Below are 23,745 nucleotides of genomic sequence, written 5' to 3'. Positions count from 1 at the left end.
CTGAACAGCGTACCGAAACGTACCAGCGGACCTGACCAGCCGATGCCGATAACGATACTCGATCTCGTCCTGCTCGGGGTGATGCTGATCTCGGGCCTGCTCGCCATGGTGCGCGGCTTCATGCGCGAGATCCTGTCGATCGCGGCCTGGGGTGCCGCGGCGCTGGTCACGCTGTACGCGTTCTCGAAGCTGCTGCCGACCGCCAAGACCTATTTCAACAACGACACGGTCGCGGCCGTGGTCGTGGTGGCCGGCGTGTTCATCGGCACGCTGATCGTGGTCTCCATCATCACGGTGCGGATCTCGGACATGATCCTGGATTCGCGGATCGGCGCGCTCGACCGCACGCTGGGCTTCCTGTTCGGCCTCGCCCGCGGTCTCCTGATCGTGGTCGTGGCGTTCATGTTCTTCACCTGGCTGGTTCCCGACAAGCAGCGGCCCGATTGGGTCACCGGGGCGAAGTCCCGGGTGGTGCTGCAGGGAACCGGGGATTGGCTGATGTCGCTCTTGCCTGACGACCCCGAGAACACCATCTTAAAGAAGTTCAAGAAGAATAAGCCCGACGACGATTCCGCCGCCGATACCAACGATCAGGCGACGCCGGCGTCGAGCGATGGCTATAGCAAACCTGCGCGTGACGGCTTGAAAAAGCTGATCGAGAAACCCGCGGGCCGATAACTTATTTGGCCCCTCACGAGAGGCGATGAACGAGATGCAAACCCCTTCCGATCACGCCGACCAGATGAATCTCGACCTCGGCCCGATCGAATTGCAGGAACATCTCCGCCAACATCAACTCCGCGACGACGATTTCAGATATCACCCCGATCTTGACGGCGACACGCTCCGCGAGGAATGCGGCGTGTTCGGCATCTTCGGCCACTCCGAGGCCGCCGCGATCACCGCGCTCGGCCTGCACGCCCTGCAGCATCGCGGCCAGGAGGCCGCCGGCATCGTCTCCTTCGACGGCAGCCGCTTCCACAGTGAACGCCGCCTCGGCCTCGTCGGCGACGCGTTCTCCCGCCGCGAGGTGATCGACCGCCTGCCCGGCACCGCCGCGGTCGGCCATGTCCGCTACTCCACGACCGGCGGGACCATCCTGCGCAACGTGCAGCCGCTGTTCGCCGAACTGAGCGCCGGCGGCTTTGCGGTCGGCCACAACGGCAACCTGACCAACGGCCTCACCCTTCGCCGCGAACTCGTCAAGAGCGGCGCGCTGATGCAGTCGACCAGCGACACCGAGGTGATCCTGCATCTGGTCGCGCAGTCCAAGCGCACCCGCTTCATCGACCGCTTCATCGAGGCGCTGCGCACCATCGAGGGCGCCTATGCGCTGGTCGCGCTCACTAACAAGAAGCTGGTCGGCGCCCGCGATCCGCTCGGCATTCGTCCGCTGGTGCTCGGTGATCTCGACGGCCACCCGATCCTGACCTCGGAGACCTGCGCGCTCGACATGATCGGCGCCAAGTATGTCCGCGACATCGAGCCCGGCGAGATCATCGTGTTCGACGAGACCGGCGCCCACAGCCACAAGCCGTTCCCGCCGAAGGCGCCGCGGCCCTGCATCTTCGAATACATCTACTTCGCCCGGCCGGACTCCATCGTCGGCGGCCGCTCGGTCTACGACGTGCGCAAGGCGTTTGGTGCGCAGCTCGCGCGCGAGAGCCATCCCGAGGTCGACGTCGTGGTGCCGGTGCCTGACTCCGGCGTGCCCGCCGCGGTCGGCTACAGCCAGTTCTCCGGCGTGCCGTTCGAGCTCGGCATTATCAGAAACCACTATGTCGGCCGCACCTTCATCCAGCCGACCCAGAGCGTGCGCGAACTCGGCGTCCGCATGAAGCATTCGGCGAACCGCGCCGCGATCGAGGGCAAGCGCATCATCCTGATCGACGACTCGCTGGTGCGCGGCACCACCTCGAAGAAGATCGTGCGCATGATGCGTGACGCCGGCGCCCGCGAGGTGCACTTCCGCCTCGCCTCGCCGCCGATCCTCTATCCCGACTATTACGGCATCGACCTGCCCGACCGCGGCGGCCTGCTGGCCGCGACGCATTCGATCGAGGAGATGCGCGACATCATCGGCGCCGACTCGCTCGCCTTCCTGTCGATCGACGGCATGTACCGTGCGATGGGCTATGAGGGACGCGACCCGGCCAACCCGAAATTCGCCGACCACTGCTTCACCGGCGCCTACCCGACCCACCTCACCGACCAGAGCGACGTCGAGCCCGCCCCGCGCCAGCTCTCGCTGCTGGCCGAGGCGAGCTGACGGGAACGCATGACATGCAGCCAATCCTCGGCATTCTCAGTGGAGTGCTGCTGGTTGGCTTCATTGTCTTCGCCTTCAGGCAGGGCATGAAGGTGACGCCGGACAGCTCGGGCGACGGGACCAACAGCGACAACACCGGCAGCTAACGCCGCCACGCCGAGTGAATTCGTCAAGGCCGGGCTTGTCCCGGCCTTTTCTGTCTGTAATACCCGCCGAAAGACACGGATATACAGACATGACAAAACCCCTCGCCTCCCGTATCGCCCTCGTCACCGGCGCCTCGCGCGGCATCGGCTATGCGACCGCGGTCGCACTGGCAAAGGCCGGCGCGCATGTCGTTGCGGTGGCACGCACGCAAGGCGGGCTGGAGGAGCTCGACGACGAGATCCGCAAGGACGGCGGCAGCGCCACGCTGGTCCCGCTCACCCTGACCGACTACGAGGGCATCGCGCGGCTCGGCCTGGCGCTGCACGAGCGCCACGGCAAGCTCGACATCCTCGTCGGCAATGCCGGCACCGCGGGCCCCTCGTCGCCGCTCGGCCATATCGAGCTGAAGCCGTGGAACGACGTGATGGCGATCAACGTCACCGCCAACTTCCAGTTGATCCGCTGCATGGACCCGCTGCTGCGGCAGTCCGATGCCGGCCGCGCGGTGTTCGTGACCTCGGGCGTCGCGCACAAGGCCAGCGCCTATCTCGGCCCCTATGCGGCGTCGAAGGCGGCGCTCGACGCGCTGGTGCGCTCCTGGGCCAAAGAGACCGCCAACACGGCGCTGCGCGTCAACCTGTTCAGTCCCGGCCCGATCCGCACCAGGATGCGCGCGCAGGTGTTTCCCGGCGAAGACCCGATGACGCTGGATACGCCCGACATGGCGGCCGAGTTCATCGTGCCGATGTGCGCCCCCGACTGGACCGAGACCGGCAAGCTCTACGACTACAAGGCCCGCGCGCTGCGGACGTTCCAGCCGCCGGTGTAGACCAGTTCTCGACGCACATAGCCCGGATGGAGCGAAGCGCAATCCGGGACAAGTCTCCCCGCGGAGAAGCTTCCCCGGATTTCGCTTCGCTTCATCCGGGCTACGCGACTGCGTCCGCTTTTGGTTGCGCGCGCAATTGACTTCGCTCGTTTCCCACGATTGACTGCGCGCCCAAGCGGCACGACCGCCAAGAAAAATCATGGGAGGCATCATGACGCCGACGTTCAATCGCGCGCGCTCCACTCTGTCCGGACTGATTTTCTCCGCCTTTGCCGCCACCGCGCTGCTCGCACCGCACGCACCTGCGCGGGCCGGCGAAATCCCGACCTTCGCCGTGGACACCTCCTGGCCGAAGCCGCTGCCGAACAATTGGATCCTCGGCCAGGTCGGCGGCATCACCGTGGACTGGCAAGGCCATATCTGGGTCATCCATCGGCCGCGCTCGCTGACCGATGACGAGAAAGGCGCGGCGCTGACGCCGCCGCGCTCGAAATGCTGCATCTCGGCGCCGCCGGTGCTCGAATTCGACGCCGACGGCAATCTGCTGCGCGCCTGGGGCGGTCCCGGCGACGGCTATCAATGGGTCGGCCGCGAGCACGGCATCGAGGTCGACGAGCGCGGCTTCGTCTGGATCGGCGGCAATGCCGACAACGACAACGCGATCCTGAAATTCACGCTCGACGGCAAGTTCGTTTCGCAGATCGGTTCGATCGCGCCGAGCAAGGGCTCGAACGACACCACGCAGCTCGGCAAGCCCGCGGAGACCGCGATCGACAAGGAGGCGAACGAGATCTATGTCGCCGACGGCTACGGCAACCGCCGCGTCATCGTGTTCGACGCCACGACCGGCGCCTACAAGCGACACTGGGGCGCCTATGGCCACAAGCCGGATGACGAAAAGCAGCCGCCCTACGATCCCAAGGCGCCGGTGTCGCAGCAATTCGCCAATCCCGTGCATTGCGTGAAGATCGCCAATGACGGGCTGGTCTATGTCTGCGACCGCATCAACAACCGCATCCAGGTGTTCAAGAAGGACGGCAGCTTCGTGAAGGAGTTCTTCTTCGAGAAGAACACGCTCGGCAATGGCGCGGTCTGGGACGTCGCGGTGTGGCCCGATCCGAAGCAGACCTATCTGCTCAGCGCCGACGGCGAGAACAACGAGATCCGCATCATCAAGCGCGACGACGGCACCGTGGTCGGCAGTTTCGGCCGCAACGGCCGCAATGCCGGGCAATTCCACTGGGTGCATGCCATGGCGGTCGATACCAAGGGCAACGTTTATACCGCCGAGGTCGATACCGGAAAGCGCATCCAGAAGTTCAAGCTGACCTCGGATGCGCTCAAATAGGGAGTTTACCGGATGACGCTTCGACGCAGCTCATCCGGCTTTAGGCGGATTGCCGCCTCCTCCAGGAAAGGGTAAGCGGGAACCCGAGCGACCGGCAAAAAGGCTCCGCAAGAGGGCTGTCCGGGCTTTTTTTGACAGTGGAGGGAATCTCATGACAACGACGTTCACGCGGCGCTGCGCCGCTCTGCTCGCTTGTGCCGCATTTGGCCTTTCGACGTCCGCCTTCGCGCAGGACAAGACCGTCAAGATCGGCGTGCTCAACGACATGTCGAGCCTCTATGCCGACATCGGCGGCCCGAATTCGGTGGTCGCGATCAAGATGGCGGTCGAGGATTCCGGCCTCTTGAAGAAGGGCTGGAAGATCGACGTCCTCAGCGGCGATCACCAGAACAAGCCCGACGTCGGCGTCAACATCTCCCGGCAATGGATCGACAACGAGAAGGTCGACGCGATCGCCGATACGCCGAATTCCGGCGTCGCGCTCGCGGTCAACAACCTCGTCAAGGAAAAGAACATCGTCCTGTTGAATTCGGGCGCCGCCACCGCCGACCTCACCGGCAAGGCCTGCACGCCGAACACCGTGTCCTACACCTACGACACCTACATGCTGGCCAACGGCACCGGCAAGGCGCTGACCAAGGCCGGCGGCAACACCTGGTTCTTCCTCACCGCCGACTACGCCTTCGGCCACGCGCTGGAGCGCGACACCACCGCGGTCGTCAACGCCAACGGCGGCAAGGTGCTCGGCAGCGTCAAGCATCCGATCAACACCGCGGACTTCTCCTCGTTCCTGCTGCAGGCGCAATCGTCCAAGGCCAAGGTCGTCGGCCTTGCCAATGCCGGCGGCGACACCACCAACTCGATCAAGCAGGCGGCCGAGTTCGGCATCGTCTCCGGCGGCCAGAAGCTGGCGGCGCTGCTGCTGTTCATCAACGACGTGCACTCGCTCGGCCTGAAGACCGCGCAGGGCCTGACGTTCACGGAATCCTTCTACTGGGACATGAACGACCAGACCCGCGCCTGGTCGAAGCGCTTCTCGGCGCTCGCCAGCAAGAATGCGATGCCGTCGATGACCCAGGCCGGCAATTACGCGATGGTGCTGCACTATCTGAAGGCGATGGAAGCGCTCGGCGGCAATCCGCATGACGGCGCCAAGGTCGTCGCCAAGATGAAGGAGCTGCCGACCGACGATCCCTTGTTCGGCAAGGGGCCGCTGCGCGCCGACGGCCGCCGCCTGATCCCGGCCTATCTGTTCGAGGTGAAGAAGCCCGAAGAGTCCAAATATCCGTGGGACTATTACAAGCTGATCGCCACCATCGCGCCGGAAGACGCGGCCAAGCCGCTCGAAGCCAGCGACTGCCCGCTGCTGAAGAAGTAAAGCGAGACGCCGCAGGGTGGGCAAAGGCGCGTGAGCGCTTTGCCCACCCTGCGCGTGCGGGATTTCGTAGGATAGGTGGAGCGAAGCGATACCCATCATCTCGCCACGCGGAGCAAAGGCGATGGGTATCGCTGCGCTCCACCCATCCTACGAAATCGCATGTCGGAATTGCCCCCTCGCGTTCGTCCTTGGAGTGTCCATCAACCGGAAACCCGAGCGAGACAGCGATGACGGAGCAGCAACAGACCGCCGAGACCGAAGTCAGAGCACTGATCGAAGCCTGGGCGGATGCCGTCCGCCGGCACGACTATCCGGGCGTCCTCGCCCGTCATGACCCGAACATCCTGATGTTCGACGTCCCGCCGCCGTTTCAATCGCGCGGTCTGGAGGAATACAGGAAGACGTGGGATCTGTTCTTCCGGAATCACAAGCCCTCGCACGCGTTCGATATCGACGAGATAGCGATCACCGCCGGCGATAACGTCGCCTTCGCCGTCGCGGCCATGCGATGCGGCCCGCCGGAGGCCACCTTTCAGTTCAGACTGACCATCGGGCTGCGCAGGATCGATGGCGCGTGGCGTATCACGCACGAGCACCATTCCGTGCCCGCGAGCGAATAGAATCGCAGACCCGTAGGATGGGTGGAGCGCAGCGATACCCATCACCTAGCCGCGCGGAGGATAGGCGATGGGTATCGCTTCGCTCCACCCATCCTACGGTTTGTGCGATGTCGCGCGCCAAGCGATCGCCAGCGCCAGCAGCAAGAGCGCGGCCGCCAGGTAGAACGGCGCGCCGGGGATTTTCAGCGGCACGCCGTCGCCGATAAAATACGCGAAGGTCAGCGTGAACAGGAACGGGCCGATCAATTCCGAGATGCTCTGCACGCTGGAGGTGGCACCCTGCAGCTGGCCCTGCCGGTCGGCAGCGACGAGGCGCGTCGTCAGCGCCTGGCTGGCGGCGCCGGAGATGCCCCACAGCGCCATCACCGGAATGCCGATCCAGAACAGGTGGCCGCTCGGCGCCGCGCCGAAGATGACGAAGCCGGCCGCGCCGCAGATGAGGCCGAGGAACAGCGCCTTGCGTTCGCCGAGATGCTGCACGATCGGGCCGATCGCCACACCCTGCACGATCATGCCGCAGAGACCGACCAACGCGAGCGCCGCGCCGACCATGCCGGTGTCCCAGCCGTAGCGATAGGTGGCATAGAGCACGAACACCGAAGGCAGCACGACATGGGCGAGCTGGCCGAAGAACGTCGCCAGCGACAGCCCGGCCAGCGTCGGGTCCGAGCGCAGGAAATGCAGCGCGCCGATCGGATTGGCGCTCTTCCATTTGAACGGCGAGCGGCGCTCCCTGGGCAGCGATTCCGGCAGGATCAGCAGCCCGTAAAGGCCATTGGCGAAGCTCAGGCCGGCGGCCGCCCAGAACGGCAACCGCGGATCGAGCTGGCCGAGCAATCCACCGAGCGCCGGCCCGAGGATGAACCCGGCGCCGAACGCGACCCCGATCTTGCCGAACATCGCCGCGCGCTGCTCCGGCGCGGTGACGTCGGCGATATAGGCGAACACGGTCGAGATGCTCGACGACGTGATGCCGGAGATCGCGCGCCCGACGAACAGCCAGATCAGGTTCGGCGCCAGTGCCATCAGCACATAGTCGGCGGCCATGCCGAAATTCGACAGCAGCACCACCGGCCGGCGGCCGAAACGGTCGGACAGCGCGCCCAGGATCGGCGAACAAATCAGCTGCATCAGCGCCCAGACCGAGCCGAATGCGCCGAAGATCCGCGCGGCATTCGCGGTGTCGTTGTCGACAAAACCCTCGATCAGTTTGGGCAGGATCGGGACGATGATGCCGAGCGCGAGCATGTCGAGCAGCAGCGTGATGAAAATGAAGATCACCGCGCCGCTGCGGGCCTGCGGCGCGGCGGCGGGATTTACGTCCGCCTCTCCGCTCACGACGGCCGCTTGCGCTTGTGCGCGAACGGGTTGGCCTTCTCGCGCAGTGTGATGCGCACCGGGGTGCCGGGCAGATCGAAGGTCTCGCGCAGGCTGTTGGTGAGGTAGCGCAGATAGAATTGCGGGATCGCGTCGGCGCGCGAGCAGAACAGCACGAAACTCGGCGGCCGCGCCTTGACCTGCGTGATGTAGTTCAGCTTCAGCCGGCGGCCCGAGACGGCCGGCGGCGGGTTGGCCTGGATCGCCTGCTCGAACCAGCGATTGAGCGCCGACGTCGGCAGGCGCCGGTTCCAGACCGCATAGGCCTGCTGGATCGCCGACATCAGGCGGTCGATGCCCTCGCCCATCAGCCCGGAGACCGCGACGATCGGCGCGCCCTTGACCTGCGGCAGCCAGTGGTCGGCATCGGTGCGCAGTTGCGAGATCTGGTTGGGCTTGCGCTCGACGAGGTCCCATTTGTTGACCGCGAGCACGATGGCGCGGCCCTCACGCTCGACCAGGTCGGCGATGCGCAGGTCCTGCTCCTCGAACTTGTTCTGCGCATCCATCATCATGACGACGACTTCGGCGAAGCGCACCGCGCGCAGCGCGTCGGCGACCGAGAGTTTCTCCAGCTTCTCTTCGATCCGCGAGCGGCGGCGCAGCCCCGCGGTGTCGAACACGCGGAAATCGCGACCCTGCCAGTTGATCTCGACCGCGATGGAGTCGCGCGTGGTGCCGGCCTCGGGGCTGGTCAGCAGGCGCTCCTCGCCGAGCAGATGGTTGATCAGCGTCGACTTGCCGGCGTTGGGACGGCCGACGATGGCGACGCGGATCGGGCGCTGCGCGGCCTCCTCCTCCGAGATATCAGCATCATCAGCGGCCTCGTCGTCCTCCTCTGGTGTCTCCGGCACCAATGCGCTCAGCGCCTCGTGGAGGTCGCCCATGCCTTCGCCATGCTCGGCCGAGATCTGGACCGGATCGCCGAGGCCGAGCGCGTAGGATTCCATCGCCCCCAGTTCGCCATGCTTGCCCTCGGCCTTGTTGGCGATCAGCACCACCGGCTTGTTGGCCTTGCGGGCGAAGTCGGCGAAGGCGCGGTCGGTCGGCGTCAGGCCGACGCGGGCATCGATCACGAACATCAGGGCGTCGGCGAGTTCGATCGCGGTCTCGGTCTGCTCCTGCATCCGCGCCGTCAGCGAGCCCTTGGCGCCCTCGTCGAGGCCGGCGGTGTCGATGATGGTGAATTCGAGATCGTAGAGCCGCGCCTGGCCCTCGCGGCGGTCGCGCGTGACTCCCGGCTCGTCGTCGACCAGCGCGAGCTTCTGGCCGACCAGCCGGTTGAACAGCGTCGACTTTCCGACATTGGGCCGGCCGATGATGGCGATGGTGAAAGACATGAAATAATCCAGGCGCGCTCTGCGGTGCGCGGGTCAAGGTGCTGCAACTAGACGTACAGCATGGGCCGGTCGAAGCAAATGATAGCCAGCTTCTCCCCGCTCCCGACGGAACCGAGGCGGAATTCAATTAGCGCGAAAAGCTGCCGCTCGGCATCGGCGCGGGGAACGGCGCGGCGGATTGCTGCGTGGTCTGGGCCGGCTGCGCGGCGGGCTGCGCCTGCTGGTCATCCGGAGGCGGCGCGGTGGTGCGCCGGCGGACGATCTTCTTCTTCGGCTCGGGCGGCAGCGCCGGGGTTGCGCCCTCCTCGGGTGCGGCATCGGGCGCAGCGGCTTGGTCAGCCGCGGGCGCGGTGCTCGCGGTCGCGGGCTTGTTCTTGCCCTTGGCGCCCTTCTTCGCGCCCTTGGCCGGCTGCTCCGGCGGCGGCGCGGCTGCCGCGGTGGCCGTCGCGGGGTCCGGCGGCGGATTGAGCGAGTCCTGCTGGTTGCCCTTGTACAGATCCTTCGGCACGCCCTGCTCGAGGCCGGGCACGCCCTCGGGGAACACCGGCTTGCGGTCGCCCGCCAGCTTCTTCTTGGTGTCGAGGAAGTCGAGCAGATCGCTCGGGTCGAAATTGCTCATGCCGCCGCCGCCGCAGCCGGCCAGCACGCTGCAAAGCGCGGCGACGATTGCGGCTGCGATCAGGCGTTGCGAGCGTCGCATGGTCGATCTCTCATTCAACTCGGTTTCGCCGGTCAGCTCTTCGCGACCGGCGGCAACAAGGCCTGCAGCGCCTCGGCGCGCGAACGCAGGCTCGGCGGCGTGTCGCCGTCATTGGCAATCAGGTCCAGCCATTTCCGCGCGGCGGTGGCATCGTTGGCGCGCCAGGCCGACACCGCCAGCATCTCGCGCGCGGTGTGGCGGAAGGTCGAGCCCTCCGCGGTCGCCGGCTCGAGCCGCTGCAGCATGTTCGGATAGGTCTCGGTATCCATGACGAGCTGCGCGGCGCGGATGCGGGCCAGATCCTGCTCGGACCGCCCGACACTGCGGTCGGCCGCGATCTCGTCGTACAGCTTGGCGGCGGCCTGCGGCTCGCGGGTCGCGGCCTCCGCCGCCATGCGCAGCCGCGCCAAAGTCCGGTAGCCGGCCGGCGCCTTGGCGGCGAGCGCGGCGAAGGCGGCCTCGGCCTCGGCATGCTTGTTCTGTTCGGACAGCTCGGCGGCCCGGTCGAACGCCGCGCCGGCCTCGGCGGCCTTCTGGGCCTCGAGGTACTGATAGCCGCGCCAGCCACCGACGCCCGCGACGATCAGGACCGCCAGGGCGATGATATAGAGCGAGTACTGGTCCCACAGCTTCTTGAGCCGTTCGCGACGGACTTCCTCGTCGACTTCGTCAAATAATTCAGACACTTAAGGTAATCCCATCCCCAAGGGCATGCGCATCGGGCCGGCCCCGCCCGGCGCCCGATCCCCCATCTCGCCGGGCCGATACCCTAATGGTGTGGCGGTGGCAAGGCAAAGCGAGCCGGATCAACGCGTTAACCGTATGAATTGGGGTCGCATCTGGCGATGCGATCCGCCCCCCCCTTGTGGGCCCAAGCGGGAGAGGTGCATCGAGTCTGCGGCGCTACATCCCAGCCGCGAACGTCTCCCGCAACTGGCGCTTGATCACCTTGCCGTTGGCGTTGCGCGGCAGCGCGGTCGTGGTCAGGGCCATCGTCTCCGGCACCTTGTAGTCGGACAGCCGCTCGGCGCACCAGGCGCGCAGGGTCTCTGCATCCACTTCCGCGCGGGTCACGATCACGGCGTGGACGCGTTCGCCGAGCACCGGGCACGGCTTGGCGATGATCGCGCTTTCGATCACGGCGGGATGGCCGGCCAGCACGGACTCGACCTCGGCGGAATAGATCTTCAGGCCGCCGCGATTGATCATGTCCTTCTGGCGGTCGAACACGCGGACGAAATTCTCCGCATCGACCGAGCCGAGATCGCCCGAGTGCCAGAAGCCGGCGGTAAAACTCTCGGCGCTCGCCTTCGGATTATTCCAGTAACCTTTGATGACGGAGGCGCTGCGGATCCAGAGCTCGCCGATCTCGCCGCGCGGCAGCTCGCGGCCGTCAGCGCCCATCACGATGATCTCCGCGCCCGGGCACGGCAGGCCGACGCTGTCGATATGCGCAGCGGTGAGCTCGCCCGGCATCAAGGTCGAGGGCGACGTGGTCTCGGTGGCGCCGTAGCAATTGGCGAGCTTGAGCCCGGGAATTTTTGCGTCGAGCTTCTCGATGGTCGCGATCGGCATCGGCGCACCGCCGAAGCCGCCGATGCGCCAGCTCGACAGATCGTAGCTGTCGAAGTCCGGCTGCATCAGGCAGAGATTATACATCGCCGGCACCATCACGGTGTAGCTGACGCGCTCGCGCGCGGCGAGCTTGAGATACTCGGCGGCCTTGAACTCGGGCATGATGATCAGCGCGCCGGCGCAGCGCGCCATGGTGGTGATGTTGGCGACCGCGCCGGTGACATGCGCCAGCGGCACCGCGGCGATCGAACGATCCGCTTGCGTCAGCTTCAGGCAGGACGCGAACACCATCGAGGAATGGATGATGTTGCAATGGGCGAGCATCGCGCCCTTCGGTCTACCCGTCGTGCCCGAGGTGTAGAGGATCATCGCGGTGTCCTCTTCCCGCACCTCCGCGGGCGCCGGTGCCGGCGGATTGTCGAGCATGTCAGCAAACTGCGAGGCGCCGTCGTCGCCGACAGCGACGCGATGCGCTAGGCCGGGAATGTCGGCCGCGTCGGGTACGCGGTCGGCAAGCGTTGCCTCGTGCACCAGCAGCTTCGCGCCGCAATCGTTCAGCACATAGGCGATCTCGGGCTTCTGCTGGCGGGTCGAGAGCAGCACCGTCACCAGCCCGGCATGGGTGGCGGCGAACATCGTCAGCACGAACTCGATGCGGTTGCCGAGCAGGATCGCGACGCGGTCGCCCGGCGCTAGCCCGAGCTTGGCAAAGCCCGCTGCGACCTTGGCCGATCGCCGCGCGACCTCGTGCCAGCTCATCCTGATATCGCCGCAGACCAGCGCCTCGCCTCCGCCGTTCTGCGCGACGGCCTCCGCGATCATCGCCCACAGGCTGGCCGGCCGCTCCGGGAAGGCCGGCACCACACGGTCGCCGAAGCGCGGCTCGAGCCGCATCGGCGGAAGGGAATGCTGCGACCAGTCCATGCCCTCTCCCCGTCAGCTCTTCTTCATCTCGTAGACATGCTCCGGCCCGGGGAACGCACGGCTCTTCACGTCGCGCGCATAGCCCGCGATGGCTTCCTCGATCATCGGCCCGAGATTACCGTAGCGACGGACGAATTTCGGCGCGCGCGGCGACAGGCCAAGCATGTCCTCCAGCACCAGCACCTGACCGTCGCAGGCGGCGCTGGCGCCGATGCCGATGGTCGGCACCGCGATCGACTGCGTGATCTTGCGCGCCAGTGGCTCGGCCACCGCTTCGACCACGATCGAGAACGCGCCGGCTTCCGCTATCGCCTTCGCATCGGCCTCGATCGGCGCCCAGTTCGCCTCCTCGCGGCCCTGCGCGCGGAACGAGCCGAGCGTGTTGATCGATTGCGGTGTCAGCCCGACATGGCCCATCACGGGAATGCCGCGCTCGGACAGGAACGCAACGGTCTCCGCCATCCGCACGCCGCCCTCCAGCTTGACGGCGCCGCACAGCGTTTCCTTCATGATCCGCACCGCGGAGGCAAACGCCTGCTCCTTCGAGCCCTCGTAGGAGCCGAACGGCATATCGACCACGACCAGCGCGGCCTGCGAGCCGCGCATCACCGCGCGGCCCTGCAGGATCATCATGTCGAGGGTCACGGGCACGGTGGTCTCGAAACCGTGCATGACGTTGCCGAGCGAATCGCCGACCAGGATGGCATCGCAATGCCTGTCGACCAGCGCCGCGGTGTGCGCGTGGTACGAGGTCAGCATCACGATCGGCTCGCCGTTCTTGCGGGCGCGCAGATCCGGCGCGGTCTTGCGCCGGATGGCGGATTGCACGGACATCGTCAGGCTCCCATCACAGGCACGCCGATCACGACCGGATGGAACGCGAACGCCAGCGCCAGATACGCGATGACACCGACCGCGATCGCGATCAGGTCGTTGGTCGGACCGCCGACCGGGATCGGCGGCGCACCGCTATCCGCGCGGCGCTTCAGCGAGATGCGGTCATAGACCGCCCAGCCGAGGAACGAGCCGAACAGGATGATCGAGCCGAGATCGCCGTTGGCGAGCAGGTGCGCGGCCGCCCACAGCTTCACGCCGGCCAGCATCGGATGCTTCAGCGTGGTGTAGATGCGCCCGCGGATGTAGGAGGCCACCACGAGGATGACGGCCGGCAGCATCAGCGCCACCGTGATGTGCTTGAACGCGGTGGGCGGCGTCCAGACGTCGATCCAGCCGGTCGCGCGATAATGCCCGTAGCCCCAGATGATCAGGGCGAGCCCGGCGAACGAGGCCAGCGAATAGACGATCTTGTAGGGGCCCTCGCCCATCGACTTGACCAGTCCGGCGCGCAGATCGCGCAGCGAGGTCACGACGTGGACGCCGAGGAACAGCACGAGACCCAGGATCAAGACGAGCAGTCCCACGATGTTCCTCCCCTGAAATGTTGCTGTCCTCGCGTATCACCTTAGGACTGCGGAGCGCAACGTATCACGGCTTGTCGGCCGGCTTGTCGGCCGGCTTGTCGGCCGTCTTGGCGAACTCGCGGTTGTCGACATAGCGGATCATGATGGGACGGCCGGCCAGCGCGCCGCCGAGGCCGCCGGTGAATTTCAGCGGCAGGCAGGCCTTGAGCGAGGCGTTGATCGCATTGAGGTAGGTGGTGCGGGTGTCCGCCGAGACGCCCTTCGTGGCAAACGTCAGCCGCGGCATGCCGATCATCTCGCCGGACCGCTTGAAGCTAAAGCGCACCGTCATCTGCATGCCCTCGCGCGCGACATCGAGCGGCGGCGGCGACCAGCACGACCGTAGCCCGGCGAAGAGATCGCCGATGGTATTGAGGTCGTGATCCGGCTTGCGGTACTTGTCGGCCTGCCCCTCGGGCGGCACGGTCAGGATCGTCAGCTGCAGATTTTCGCCGTACGGGTAATCCATCTCGGGCAGGCACGGCCCGTTGTTGAACACGCTGCAGACGGACGGCGTGCAGGGCTCGCCGTCGAGCACGCTGCACGGCGCGTGCGCAAACGGCACCGGGCTGGTGTTGGGTCGCTGCTGCGCGTGCGCGGCGGTCGCAAGGCCGATGGCGAGCACGGCGAGAGCGAGGCAGATGGCAATGCGTCGGAGCATACGAGTGGGCCCGGGATGCGTTACACCCGAAAATGGTAGCGCAACCGGATCGCATCAAGCGGGGAGCAGTTCACGTCCTCGCGTTCGTCACCCCAATTTCCGCTGTCATCGCCCGGCTCGACCGGGCGATCCCGTATTCCAGAGGCGGCAGTGGCGATGGAGAAGCCGCGGCGTACTGGGTTCCCCGGTCAAGCCGGGGGACGACACTGAGCATGCGGCGCGAGGCTCGCGGATGCAGACACTTGCGCCAGGCTCGCGCATGGCGGCACGTGCGCCTTCACCTTCTCGCGCTTGTCACCCCAACCTCCGCCGTCATCGCCCGGCTTGACCGGGCGATCCAGTATTCCAGAGGCGGTAGTGGCGACGGAGAAGCCGCGGCGTACTGGGTCCCCCGGTCAAGCCGGGGGACGACACTGAGTATGTGGCGCGAGGCGCGGCCCACGCCCGCGCGCCCGCACACGCGCCGCTCACGCCTTCTTCTTCACGTCCTTGACGTTGGAGAAGGTGATGCCCTCGGCGCGCTCGCGGGTGTAGCCGAGGTAGAACTCGTTCTTGGCCATGAACACCGGGTCGCCGTCGACGTCGTCGGCGATGCCGGAATTGTTCGCGGAGATGAACGCGTCCAGCTTCTTGCGGTCGTCGGAGGAGATCCAGCGTGCCAGCGAGAATTCGCTGATCTCGAACTCGACCGGCAGCGAGTACTCCGCGTCGAGCCGGGCCTTCAGCACGTCGAGCTGCAGCGGGCCGACCACGCCGACCAGCGCCGGGGCGCCGTCGCGCGGGCGGAACACCTGCACGACGCCCTCCTCCGACATCTGCTGCAGGGCTTCCTTCAGCTTCTTGGCCTTCATCGCATCGGTGAGGCGGACACGGCGGACGATTTCCGGCGCGAAGCTCGGCACGCCGACGAAGGTGAGATCCTCGCCCTCGGTCAGGGTGTCGCCGATCCGCAACGTGCCGTGGTTCGGAATGCCGACGACGTCGCCGGCAAAGGCCTCGTCCGCCACCGAGCGGTCCTGCGCGAAGAAGAATTGCGGGCTCGACAGGCTCATGTTCTTGCCGGTGCGCACCAGCTTGGCCTTCATGCCGCGGCTCAACTTGCCCGAGCACAGCCGCGCGAAGGCGATGCGGTCGCGGTGGTTCGGATCCATGTTGGCCTGGATCTTGAACACGAAGGCGCTCATCCGCGGCTCCGCCGCCTCGACCTTGCGCAGGTCGGAATCCTGCGCGCGCGGCGCCGGCGCGAACTTGCCGAGACCTTCCAGCAGATCGCCGACGCCGAAATTGCGCAGCGCGCTGCCGAAATAGACCGGCGTCAGATGGCCCTCGCGGAACGCGGCGAGCTCGAACGGCTTGCACGCCTCCGAGGCCAGCTCGAGTTCGTCCTTGACGGTGGCGACGTCGAGATTGGGATTGCGGGCGCCGAGTTCGGCGATGTCGATCTGTTCGGTGGCGCCGGTCTTGGCGCCGCCGCCCTCGAGCAGCCGCACCCCGCCGTTGACGACGTCATAGGTGCCGAGGAAGTCGCGGCCGCGGCCGACCGGCCAGGTCATCGGCGTGGTGTCGAGCGCCAGCGTCTTCTCGATCTCGTCCAGGAGGTCGAAGGTGTCGCGGCTCTCGCGGTCCATCTTGTTGATGAAGGTGATGATCGGGATGTCGCGCAGGCGGCAGACCTCGAACAGCTTGCGGGTGCGCGCCTCGATGCCCTTGGCCGCGTCGATCACCATGACGGCGGAATCGACCGCGGTCAGGGTGCGGTAGGTGTCTTCCGAAAAGTCCTCGTGGCCCGGCGTGTCCAGGAGGTTGAACACGAGGTCGTTGAACTCGAAGGTCATCACCGAAGTGACGACCGAGATGCCGCGCTCGCGCTCGATCTTCATCCAGTCCGAGCGGGTGTTGCGCCGCTCGCCCTTGGCCTTGACCTGGCCGGCGAGGTTGATGGCGCCGCCGAACAGCAGCAGCTTTTCGGTCAGCGTGGTCTTGCCGGCGTCGGGGTGCGAGATGATCGCAAAGGTGCGCCGCCGCGCCACTTCGTCAGACAGGGGCGTGCGGGTCGGCGATTCGGCTGATACGGCGATATCGGACATGGCGGGAGCGTTTGACAGGGAAAACCGGCTCAATCAAGGGCGTATTGTCGCAATGCGGAATGGCCGCACCACCCCCATATAGGGATCGGAAGGACGACCTTCTTCTCACCATACCATTAGCGGGGACGGCCCTGCCTTATCCGGAGGGTTTGCTATGGCTTGGGCCATTCTGTTCACCGCTGGCCTGCTCGAGATCGGCTGGGCGATCGGGCTGAAATATACCGAGGGTTTCTCGCGGCTGGTGCCGTCGGTGCTGACGCTGGCGGCGATGGCCGGCAGCGTGATCCTGCTCGGCGTCGCGCTCAAGACGCTGCCGATCGGAACCGCCTATGCGGTCTGGACCGGGATCGGCGCGGTCGGCACCGCGACGCTCGGCATCATGCTGTTCGGGGAACCGGCGACCGCGATGCGGCTCGCCAGCATAGGTCTGATCGTGGCCGGGATCGCCGGGCTGAAGCTGGTGGGCTGAAACGGTCCGGGACGCGCTGTCCCGGTCACTTCAGAAGCTGCACCGCCCAGTAGGTCAGCGCGGCGACCGCCGCCGACGCCGGGATCGTGATCACCCAGGCGTAGACGATCGAACTCGCGACATTCCAGCGCACGGCGGAGAGCCGCCGTGCGGCGCCGACGCCGACGATGGCGCCGGTGATGGTGTGGGTGGTGGACACGGGAACCCCGAGATAGGTCGCCATGAACAGGGTCGCGGCGCCGCCGGTCTCGGCGCAGAAGCCCTGCATCGGCGTCAGCTTGGTGATGCGCAGGCCCATGGTGCGGACGATCCGCCAGCCGCCCATCAACGTGCCCAGCGCCATCGCGCTCTGGCAGGCCAGCACCACCCAGAACGGGATCTCGAAGGCCTCGCCGATATGGCCCTGCGAGTACAACAGCACCGCGATGATGCCCATCGTCTTCTGCGCGTCATTGCCGCCGTGGCCGAGCGAATAGAGCGAGGCCGAGGCGAATTGCAGGATGCGGAAGGCGCGATCGACCGCGAACGGCGTCGAGCGCACCGACAGCCACGACACGATCGCTACCAGTACCAGTGCGAGGATGAAGCCGACCAGCGGCGACAGCACGATCGCCAGCAGCGTCTTCGTGAGCCCGCTCCACACCGCGGCCGAAATCCCCGCCTTCGCCATGCCGGCGCCGACGAGGCCGCCGATCAGCGCATGCGAGCTCGATGACGGGATGCCGAGCCCCCAGGTGATCAGGTTCCAGACGATCGCGCCGATCAGCGCCGCGAAGATCACGGTGGCGTCGACCACCGACGGGTCGATGATGCCGGTGCCGATGGTGTTGGCGACGTGCAGGCCGAACACCATGAACGCGATGAAATTGAAGAAGGCGGCCCAGAACACCGCATATTGCGGCCGCAGCACGCGGGTCGAGACGATGGTCGCGATCGAGTTCGCGGCGTCGTGCAGGCCGTTCAGGAAGTCGAACAGCAGCGCGACCGCGATCAGGATGACCAGGACGGGAAGACCCAGCGTGGCGTCCACGTGATGGCCCTACCTGTTGTGCTTCTTGAGCATGATCTTGGCGGAAAGCCGCCGCGCACTTTTCCGGATGATGCTCATACTTGCTCGATGACGATGGAATTGATCTCGTTGGCGACGTCGTCGAAACGGTCCGCCACCTTCTCGAGGTGATCGTAGATCTCGGCGCCGACGATGAAGTCCATGGTGTTGGCATCGCGGTGCTTGAGGAACAATTCCTTCAGGCCGATGTCGTGGAGATCGTCGACCCGGCCCTCGAGCTTGGTCAGCTCTTCGGTGATCTGGGTCAGCATCGCGACGTTGGGGCCGATCGACTGCAGCAGCGGCAGCGCGCGGCCGACCAGATTGGCGCATTCGATGATCAGGCTGCCGATCTCGCGCATCGGCGGCTCGAACGCGCGCACCTCGAACAGCACGACGGCCTTGGCCGTCTGCTGCATCTGATCGACCGCGTCGTCCATCGAGGCGATCAGGTTCTTGATGTCGCCGCGGTCGAACGGCGTGATGAAGGTGCGGCGGATCGCCGTCAGCACCTCGCGGGTGATGCCATCGGCATCGTTCTCGAACTGGTTGACGCGCTGGCAGAAGACCAGGGTCTCCTCGCCGCCCTTCAGCATGCCCTGCAGCGCCTGCGCGCATTGCACGGAGGTCCGGGCGTGCCGGTCGAACAGGTCGAAAAACCGCTCTTCCTTGGGCAGGAAGGCGCGAAACCAGCGCAACATGGGTCCATTCCATCGTTCCGGGACAAGTCCACTCGGGACCGTCACAAAACTGTCATAAACCACATTGCGCAGGAAAAGCCACTGCCGACGGCCACCCGAACGAGCGGCCGTCCACTGCTATGTCAGCGGAAAATCGCTGGTCCCTGCCCTACAGCGAGCGGCGCAGGAAGTGGGCGAGCTCGCCGACCAGGCCGCGCCGGAACAGCAGCACGCAGGAGACGAAGATCACGCCCTGGATCACCGTCACCCACTGGCCGAAGCCGGCGAGATATTGCTGCATGGCGATGATCACGAAGGCGCCGACCACCGGCCCGAAGATGGTGCCGAGGCCGCCGACCAGCGTCATCAGCACGATTTCACCCGACATCGACCAGTGCACGTCGGTGAGCGAGGCGTTCTGCGCCACGAACACCTTCAGCGAGCCGGCGAAGCCCGCCAGCGTGCCCGACAGGATGAAGGCGACCAGCTTGTACTGGTCGGTCTTGTAGCCGAGCGAGATCGCGCGCGGCTCGTTCTCGCGGATCGATTTGAGCACCTCGCCGAACGGCGAATTGATGGTCCGGTAGATCAGCAGGAAGCCGGCGAGGAAGCCGACCAGCACCACGTAGTACAGCACCAGCGGCTTGGAGAGATCGAAGATGCCGAGCAGATGGCCCTGCGGGATGCCCTGGATGCCGTCCTCACCGTGGGTGAACGGCGCCTGCAGGTAGAGGAAGTAGAGCAGCTGCGACAGCGCCAGCGTGATCATCGAGAAGTAGATGCCCTGCCGCTTGATCGAGATGTAGCCGGTGATGAGGCCAAGCAAGGCCGCCGCCGCGGTGCCGACCAGGATGCCGAGCTCGGGCGGGAACGCCCACACCTTCAGCGCATGCGCCGAGACGTAGCCGGCGGTGCCGAGGAACATGGCATGGCCGAACGACAGCAGGCCGCCATAGCCGATCAACAGGTTGAAGGCGCAGGCGAGCAGCGCGAAGCACAGCGCCTGCATCACGAAGAACGGATAGATCCCCGTGAACGGCACGATCGCCAGCAGCACCGCCATCGCTGCGAACACGATCATCTCGTCGCGCATCGCGCGCGGGGTTACCGGAAGTGTATCGTCGGTCAATGCTGACATATCAGGCCGCCCGTCCCGTCAAACCCGTTGGCTTCACCAGCAGCACCAGCACCATCAGCACGAACACGACGGTGTTGGAGGCCTCGGGATAAAAATACTTGGTCAGTCCCTCGATCACGCCGAGCGCGAAGCCGGTGATGATCGAACCCATGATCGAACCCATGCCGCCGATCACGACCACCGCGAACACCACGATGATGAGATCGGCGCCCATCAGGGGCCGGACCTGGTTGATCGGCGCCGACAGCACGCCGGCCAGCGCGGCGAGACCGACGCCGAGCCCGTAGGTCAGCGTGATCATGCGCGGCACGTTGATGCCGAAGGCGCGCACCAGCGTCGGGTTTTCGGTCGCGGCGCGCAAGTAAGCGCCGAGCTGGGTCTTCTCGATCAGGTACCAGGTGGCAAGGCACACCACGAGCGAGAACACGACGACCCAGCCGCGATAGATCGGCAGGAACATGAAGCCGAGATTGACGCCGCCCTTGAGCTGATCCGGAATGGCGTAAGGCAGGCCGGAGGAGCCGAAATAGTTCTGGAACACGCCCTGCACGATCAGCGCGATGCCGAAGGTCAGCAGCAATCCGTAGAGATGGTCGAGCCCGGTCAGCCATTGCAGCATGGTGCGCTCGAGGATCATGCCGAAGATGCCGACCACGACCGGCGCGACGAGCAGCGCCCACCAGTAGTTCAGGCCGGCAAGGTTGAGCAGGAAGTACGCCACGAAGGCGCCCATCATGTAGAGCGCGCCATGCGCGAAATTGATGATGTTGAGCATGCCGAAGATGACGGCGAGCCCCAGACTGAGCAGCGCGTAGAACGAGCCGTTGATCAGTCCCACCAGAAGCTGTGCGTAGAGAGCCTGCATCGAATGCGCTTTCGCTAGGATAGATGAAGCCCGCCGGTCATCCCCCTGACCAGCGGGCCATGACCGTTACTTCTTCAGAAGTGCGCAGGTGCTCTGGGACAGCGGTGTAAAGGCCTGGTCGCCCGGCACCGTGCCGACCAGCTTGTAGAGGTCCCACGGACCCTTCGACTCCGACGGCTTCTTCACCTCGAACAGATAGGCGTTGTGAGTGACGCGGCCGTTGGCCTCGACGACGCCCTTGCCGAACAGCGGATCGTCGGCCGGGATCTCCTTCATCTTGGCGACGATCTTGGCGCCGTCATGCGGATTGCCGCCGAGCGCCTCCAGCGCCTTGAAGTAATGCATCAGGCCGGCATAGACGCCGGCCTGCACCATGGTCGGCGGCGCGTTGTTCTTCATCCGCTCCGAGAAGCGCTTGGAGAACGCCCGGGTCTGGTCGTTCAGATCCCAGTAGAACGTCTCGGTGAAGTTGAGGCCCTGCGCGGTCTCGAGGCCGATCGCCTTGACGTCGGTGAGGAACAGCAGCAGCCCGGCGAGCTTCTGGCCGCCCTTGCCGATGCCGAACTCGGCCGCCTGCTTGATCGAGTTGGTGGTGTCGCCGCCGGCATTGGCAAGGCCGATGATCTTGGCCTTGGAGGCCTGCGCCTGCAGCAGGAAGGAGGAGAAGTCGGCGGTGTTGAGCGGATGCTTGACCCCGCCGAGCACCTTGCCGCCGTTCTCCTTGACGACCGCGGTGGTGTCGCGCTCGAGCGCGGCGCCGAACGCATAGTCCGCGGTCAGGAAGAACCAGGTGTCCCCGCCCGCCTTCACCAGCGCCTGGCCGGTGGCGTGGGCGAGCATGTAGGTGTCGTAGGTCCAGTGCACCGTGTTCGGCGAGCACTGCGCGTTGGTCAGGTCCGAGGTCGCGGCGCCCGAGTTGATGTAGACGCCGTTCTTTTCCTTGACGACGTTGTTGACCGCGAGCGCGACGCCGGAATTCGGCACGTCGACGACGACGTCGACCTTGTCGACGTCGAACCACTGCCGGGCGATCGTGGTGCCGATGTCGGGCTTGTTCTGGTGGTCGCCGGAGATGATGTCGATCTTCCAGCCCTTGTCCTTCAGCTTGGAGTCCTCGACCGCCATCTGCGCGGCGAGCGTCGAGCCGGGGCCGGCGAGATCGGCATAGAGGCCGGACTGATCCGACAGCGAGCCGATCTTGACCGTCTTGTCCTGGGCCGATGCGAGGCCCGCCGAAGCGAGCGTCAATGCAGTGCCGAGCAGCAGCGCTGAAATCGTGGTCTTCATTACTGTATTCCCTCGTCCAAAATTTTTCTGGGTCCGGCGATGTCAAACGCCGAGATAGGTGTGGAGCTTGTCCATGTTGGCCGACAGCTCGGAATTGGCGAAGCCGTCGATCACCTTGCCGTGCTCGACGATGTAGTAACGATCGGCGACGGTCGAGGCGAAGCGGAAATTCTGCTCGACCAGAAGGATGGTGAATCCCTCCGACTTCAGCCGCGCGATGGTATGGCCGATCTGCTGGATGATGACCGGCGCCAGACCTTCGGTCGGCTCGTCCAGCATCAGGAAGCGCGCGCCGGTGCGCAGGATGCGCGCGATCGCCAGCATCTGCTGCTCGCCGCCGGAGAGCTTGGTGCCCTGGCTGGTGAGACGCTCCTTCAGATTCGGAAACAGCGTGAAGATCTGGTCGAGCGACAGGCCGCCCGCCCGCACCGTCGGCGGCAGCATCAGGTTCTCGCGCACGTCGAGGCTCGAGAAGATGCCGCGCTCCTCGGGGCAGAACGCGATGCCCTTGCGCGCGATGCGGTCGGAGGACGCGCGGATGATCTCGTCATTGTTGAAACGGATCGAGCCCGAGCGCTTGCCGATGATGCCCATCACCGATTTCAGCGTCGTGGTCTTGCCGGCACCGTTGCGGCCGAGCAGCGTCACGACCTCACCGGCCTTCACGTTGAAATTGATGCCGTGCAGGATGTGGGATTCGCCGTACCAGGCCTGCAGGTCCTTGACCGCCAGCACCTCGGCGCCGGTCGCCGCGACGGGCTTTTCCGCCAGCTTCGCCTCAGCCATGACCCGCTCCCAGATAGGCTTCCTTCACGCGCTCGTCCTTGGAGAGGTCGGCGTAATTGCCCTCCGCCAGCACCTGCCCGCGCGTCAGCACGGTGATGATGTCGGAGAGGTTGGCCACCACCGAGAGGTTATGCTCGACCATCAGGATGGTGTATTTGGCCGAGATCCGCTTGATCAGGGCCGCGATCTTGTCGATGTCCTCATGGCCCATGCCGGCCATCGGCTCGTCGAGCAGCATCATCTCGGGGTCGAGCGCCAGCGTCGTCGCAATCTCAAGTGCGCGCTTGCGGCCATACGGCATCTCGACCGCCGGGGTGTTGGCGAATTCGCTCAGGCCCACGTCGTTGAGCAGCTCATGGGCGCGCGGATTGAAGCGGTCGAGCACGCTCTTGGAGCGCCAGAAATCGAAGGAGGCGCCGTGCTGGCGCTGCAGCGCCACGCGGACGTTTTCCAGCGCGGTCAGATGCGGAAACACCGCCGAGATCTGGAATGACCGGACCAGTCCGAGCCGCGCTACGTCGGCCGGCGGCATCGCCGTGATGTCCTGTCCCTTGTAGCGGATCTGGCCCGCCGAGGGTTTCAAGAACTTGGTCAGGAGGTTGAAGCAGGTCGTCTTGCCGGCGCCGTTCGGCCCGATCAACGCATGGATACTGCCGCGACGCACCTTCAGCGCGACGTCGCGAACGGCGAAGAAACCCGCGAATTCCTTGGTCAATCCGTTGGTTTCAAGAATGAAGTCATCGGCCAAATAGAATCC

The 23,745-nt window shown here is 65.8% G+C and carries 24 protein-coding genes; 8 read left to right on the top strand and 16 right to left on the bottom strand.

Annotated elements, in window-relative coordinates:
* Positions 1 to 42: 42 nt before the first annotated feature.
* The 7 genes from JQ633_RS11040 to JQ633_RS11015 all read left to right on the top strand — a co-directional run bounded on the left by JQ633_RS11040 (position 43) and on the right by JQ633_RS11015 (position 6,591).
* Positions 43 to 678 carry a CvpA family protein gene (locus JQ633_RS11040; protein ID WP_211985052.1) on the top strand — a complete coding sequence of 212 codons (636 nt, stop codon included), beginning with the start codon at positions 43 to 45 and terminating at the stop codon, positions 676 to 678.
* A 25-nt stretch (positions 679 to 703) separates the two neighbouring features.
* Positions 704 to 2,269 carry an amidophosphoribosyltransferase gene (purF, locus tag JQ633_RS11035; RefSeq protein ID WP_211985051.1) on the top strand — a complete coding sequence of 522 codons (1,566 nt, stop codon included), beginning with the start codon at positions 704 to 706 and terminating at the stop codon, positions 2,267 to 2,269.
* 14 nt (positions 2,270 to 2,283) lie between these two features.
* On the top strand, positions 2,284 to 2,415 hold the full coding sequence (locus JQ633_RS35420; RefSeq protein ID WP_283812770.1) for a hypothetical protein: 132 nt from the start codon (positions 2,284 to 2,286) through the stop codon (positions 2,413 to 2,415).
* Positions 2,416 to 2,504: 89 nt separating this feature from the next.
* Complete coding sequence (locus JQ633_RS11030) at positions 2,505 to 3,245, top strand: SDR family NAD(P)-dependent oxidoreductase (RefSeq protein WP_211985050.1); 741 nt, start codon at positions 2,505 to 2,507, stop codon at positions 3,243 to 3,245.
* Positions 3,246 to 3,456: 211 nt separating this feature from the next.
* A complete protein-coding gene (locus JQ633_RS11025; protein ID WP_211985049.1) occupies positions 3,457 to 4,593 on the top strand; it encodes a hypothetical protein in 1,137 nt (378 codons plus the stop codon).
* Between the two features lie 151 nt (positions 4,594 to 4,744).
* Positions 4,745 to 5,971 (top strand): ABC transporter substrate-binding protein, encoded by a 1,227-nt coding sequence (locus JQ633_RS11020; protein WP_211985048.1) that lies wholly within the window; start codon positions 4,745 to 4,747, stop codon positions 5,969 to 5,971.
* 227 nt (positions 5,972 to 6,198) lie between these two features.
* Complete coding sequence (locus JQ633_RS11015; RefSeq protein WP_211985047.1) at positions 6,199 to 6,591, top strand: nuclear transport factor 2 family protein; 393 nt, start codon at positions 6,199 to 6,201, stop codon at positions 6,589 to 6,591.
* A 93-nt stretch (positions 6,592 to 6,684) separates the two neighbouring features.
* On the opposite strand, the gene JQ633_RS11010 is transcribed toward JQ633_RS11015, so the two are convergent.
* The 9 genes from JQ633_RS11010 to JQ633_RS10970 form a co-directional block, all read right to left on the bottom strand.
* The gene (locus tag JQ633_RS11010; protein WP_211985046.1) at positions 6,685 to 7,929 is read right to left on the bottom strand and encodes a TCR/Tet family MFS transporter; all 1,245 of its coding nucleotides are present in this window, start codon (positions 7,927 to 7,929) and stop codon (positions 6,685 to 6,687) included.
* Complete coding sequence (der, locus tag JQ633_RS11005) at positions 7,926 to 9,308, bottom strand: ribosome biogenesis GTPase Der (RefSeq protein ID WP_211985045.1); 1,383 nt, start codon at positions 9,306 to 9,308, stop codon at positions 7,926 to 7,928. The genes JQ633_RS11010 and der overlap by 4 nt, the downstream gene beginning before the upstream one ends.
* Before the next feature lie 127 nt (positions 9,309 to 9,435).
* The gene (locus tag JQ633_RS11000; RefSeq protein WP_211985044.1) at positions 9,436 to 10,008 is read right to left on the bottom strand and encodes a hypothetical protein; all 573 of its coding nucleotides are present in this window, start codon (positions 10,006 to 10,008) and stop codon (positions 9,436 to 9,438) included.
* Between the two features lie 32 nt (positions 10,009 to 10,040).
* Positions 10,041 to 10,694 (bottom strand): tetratricopeptide repeat protein, encoded by a 654-nt coding sequence (locus tag JQ633_RS10995; RefSeq protein WP_211985043.1) that lies wholly within the window; start codon positions 10,692 to 10,694, stop codon positions 10,041 to 10,043.
* A 217-nt stretch (positions 10,695 to 10,911) separates the two neighbouring features.
* A complete protein-coding gene (locus JQ633_RS10990) occupies positions 10,912 to 12,507 on the bottom strand; it encodes a class I adenylate-forming enzyme family protein (protein WP_211985042.1) in 1,596 nt (531 codons plus the stop codon).
* Positions 12,508 to 12,519: 12 nt separating this feature from the next.
* A complete protein-coding gene (gene panB / locus JQ633_RS10985; RefSeq protein WP_211985041.1) occupies positions 12,520 to 13,341 on the bottom strand; it encodes a 3-methyl-2-oxobutanoate hydroxymethyltransferase in 822 nt (273 codons plus the stop codon).
* Positions 13,342 to 13,343: 2 nt separating this feature from the next.
* Positions 13,344 to 13,928: an NnrU family protein gene (locus JQ633_RS10980; protein WP_211985040.1), complete on the bottom strand. Its 585-nt coding sequence runs from the start codon at positions 13,926 to 13,928 to the stop codon at positions 13,344 to 13,346.
* 64 nt (positions 13,929 to 13,992) lie between these two features.
* A complete protein-coding gene (locus tag JQ633_RS10975) occupies positions 13,993 to 14,628 on the bottom strand; it encodes a hypothetical protein (protein ID WP_211985039.1) in 636 nt (211 codons plus the stop codon).
* A 467-nt stretch (positions 14,629 to 15,095) separates the two neighbouring features.
* Positions 15,096 to 16,715, bottom strand: coding sequence for a peptide chain release factor 3 (locus JQ633_RS10970; protein ID WP_211985038.1), 1,620 nt, complete (start codon positions 16,713 to 16,715; stop codon positions 15,096 to 15,098).
* 154 nt (positions 16,716 to 16,869) lie between these two features.
* Between JQ633_RS10970 and sugE the strand changes: the two genes are divergently transcribed.
* Positions 16,870 to 17,184 (top strand): quaternary ammonium compound efflux SMR transporter SugE, encoded by a 315-nt coding sequence (gene sugE, locus JQ633_RS10965; RefSeq protein ID WP_211985037.1) that lies wholly within the window; start codon positions 16,870 to 16,872, stop codon positions 17,182 to 17,184.
* 25 nt (positions 17,185 to 17,209) lie between these two features.
* Here the strand turns inward: sugE and JQ633_RS10960 are convergent, their stop codons facing one another.
* From JQ633_RS10960 to JQ633_RS10930, 7 genes are all read right to left on the bottom strand, one after another.
* Positions 17,210 to 18,214 carry an inorganic phosphate transporter gene (locus tag JQ633_RS10960; protein ID WP_211985036.1) on the bottom strand — a complete coding sequence of 335 codons (1,005 nt, stop codon included), beginning with the start codon at positions 18,212 to 18,214 and terminating at the stop codon, positions 17,210 to 17,212.
* A gap of 74 nt (positions 18,215 to 18,288) precedes the next feature.
* Entirely contained in the window at positions 18,289 to 18,933 is a 645-nt protein-coding gene (locus JQ633_RS10955) for a DUF47 domain-containing protein (RefSeq protein WP_211985035.1), read from the bottom strand.
* Positions 18,934 to 19,081: 148 nt separating this feature from the next.
* Positions 19,082 to 20,050, bottom strand: a complete 969-nt coding sequence (locus tag JQ633_RS10950; RefSeq protein ID WP_211985034.1) for a branched-chain amino acid ABC transporter permease — start codon at positions 20,048 to 20,050, stop codon at positions 19,082 to 19,084.
* Between the two features lies 1 nt (position 20,051).
* Positions 20,052 to 20,915, bottom strand: a complete 864-nt coding sequence (locus JQ633_RS10945) for a branched-chain amino acid ABC transporter permease (RefSeq protein WP_211985033.1) — start codon at positions 20,913 to 20,915, stop codon at positions 20,052 to 20,054.
* 66 nt (positions 20,916 to 20,981) lie between these two features.
* Complete coding sequence (locus JQ633_RS10940; RefSeq protein WP_211985032.1) at positions 20,982 to 22,202, bottom strand: ABC transporter substrate-binding protein; 1,221 nt, start codon at positions 22,200 to 22,202, stop codon at positions 20,982 to 20,984.
* Between the two features lie 42 nt (positions 22,203 to 22,244).
* Positions 22,245 to 22,988, bottom strand: a complete 744-nt coding sequence (locus JQ633_RS10935; RefSeq protein WP_211985031.1) for an ABC transporter ATP-binding protein — start codon at positions 22,986 to 22,988, stop codon at positions 22,245 to 22,247.
* Complete coding sequence (locus JQ633_RS10930; RefSeq protein WP_211985030.1) at positions 22,981 to 23,736, bottom strand: ABC transporter ATP-binding protein; 756 nt, start codon at positions 23,734 to 23,736, stop codon at positions 22,981 to 22,983. Before JQ633_RS10930 ends, JQ633_RS10935 begins: the two co-directional genes overlap by 8 nt.
* Between the last annotated feature and the right edge of the window lie 9 nt (positions 23,737 to 23,745).

It is taken from the genome of Bradyrhizobium tropiciagri (genome assembly GCF_018130505.1).
Classification (GTDB): domain Bacteria; phylum Pseudomonadota; class Alphaproteobacteria; order Rhizobiales; family Xanthobacteraceae; genus Bradyrhizobium; species Bradyrhizobium tropiciagri_B.
The sequence above is the reverse complement of the archived record's forward strand: the minus strand, read 5'-3'. Positions and strand labels throughout refer to the sequence as shown.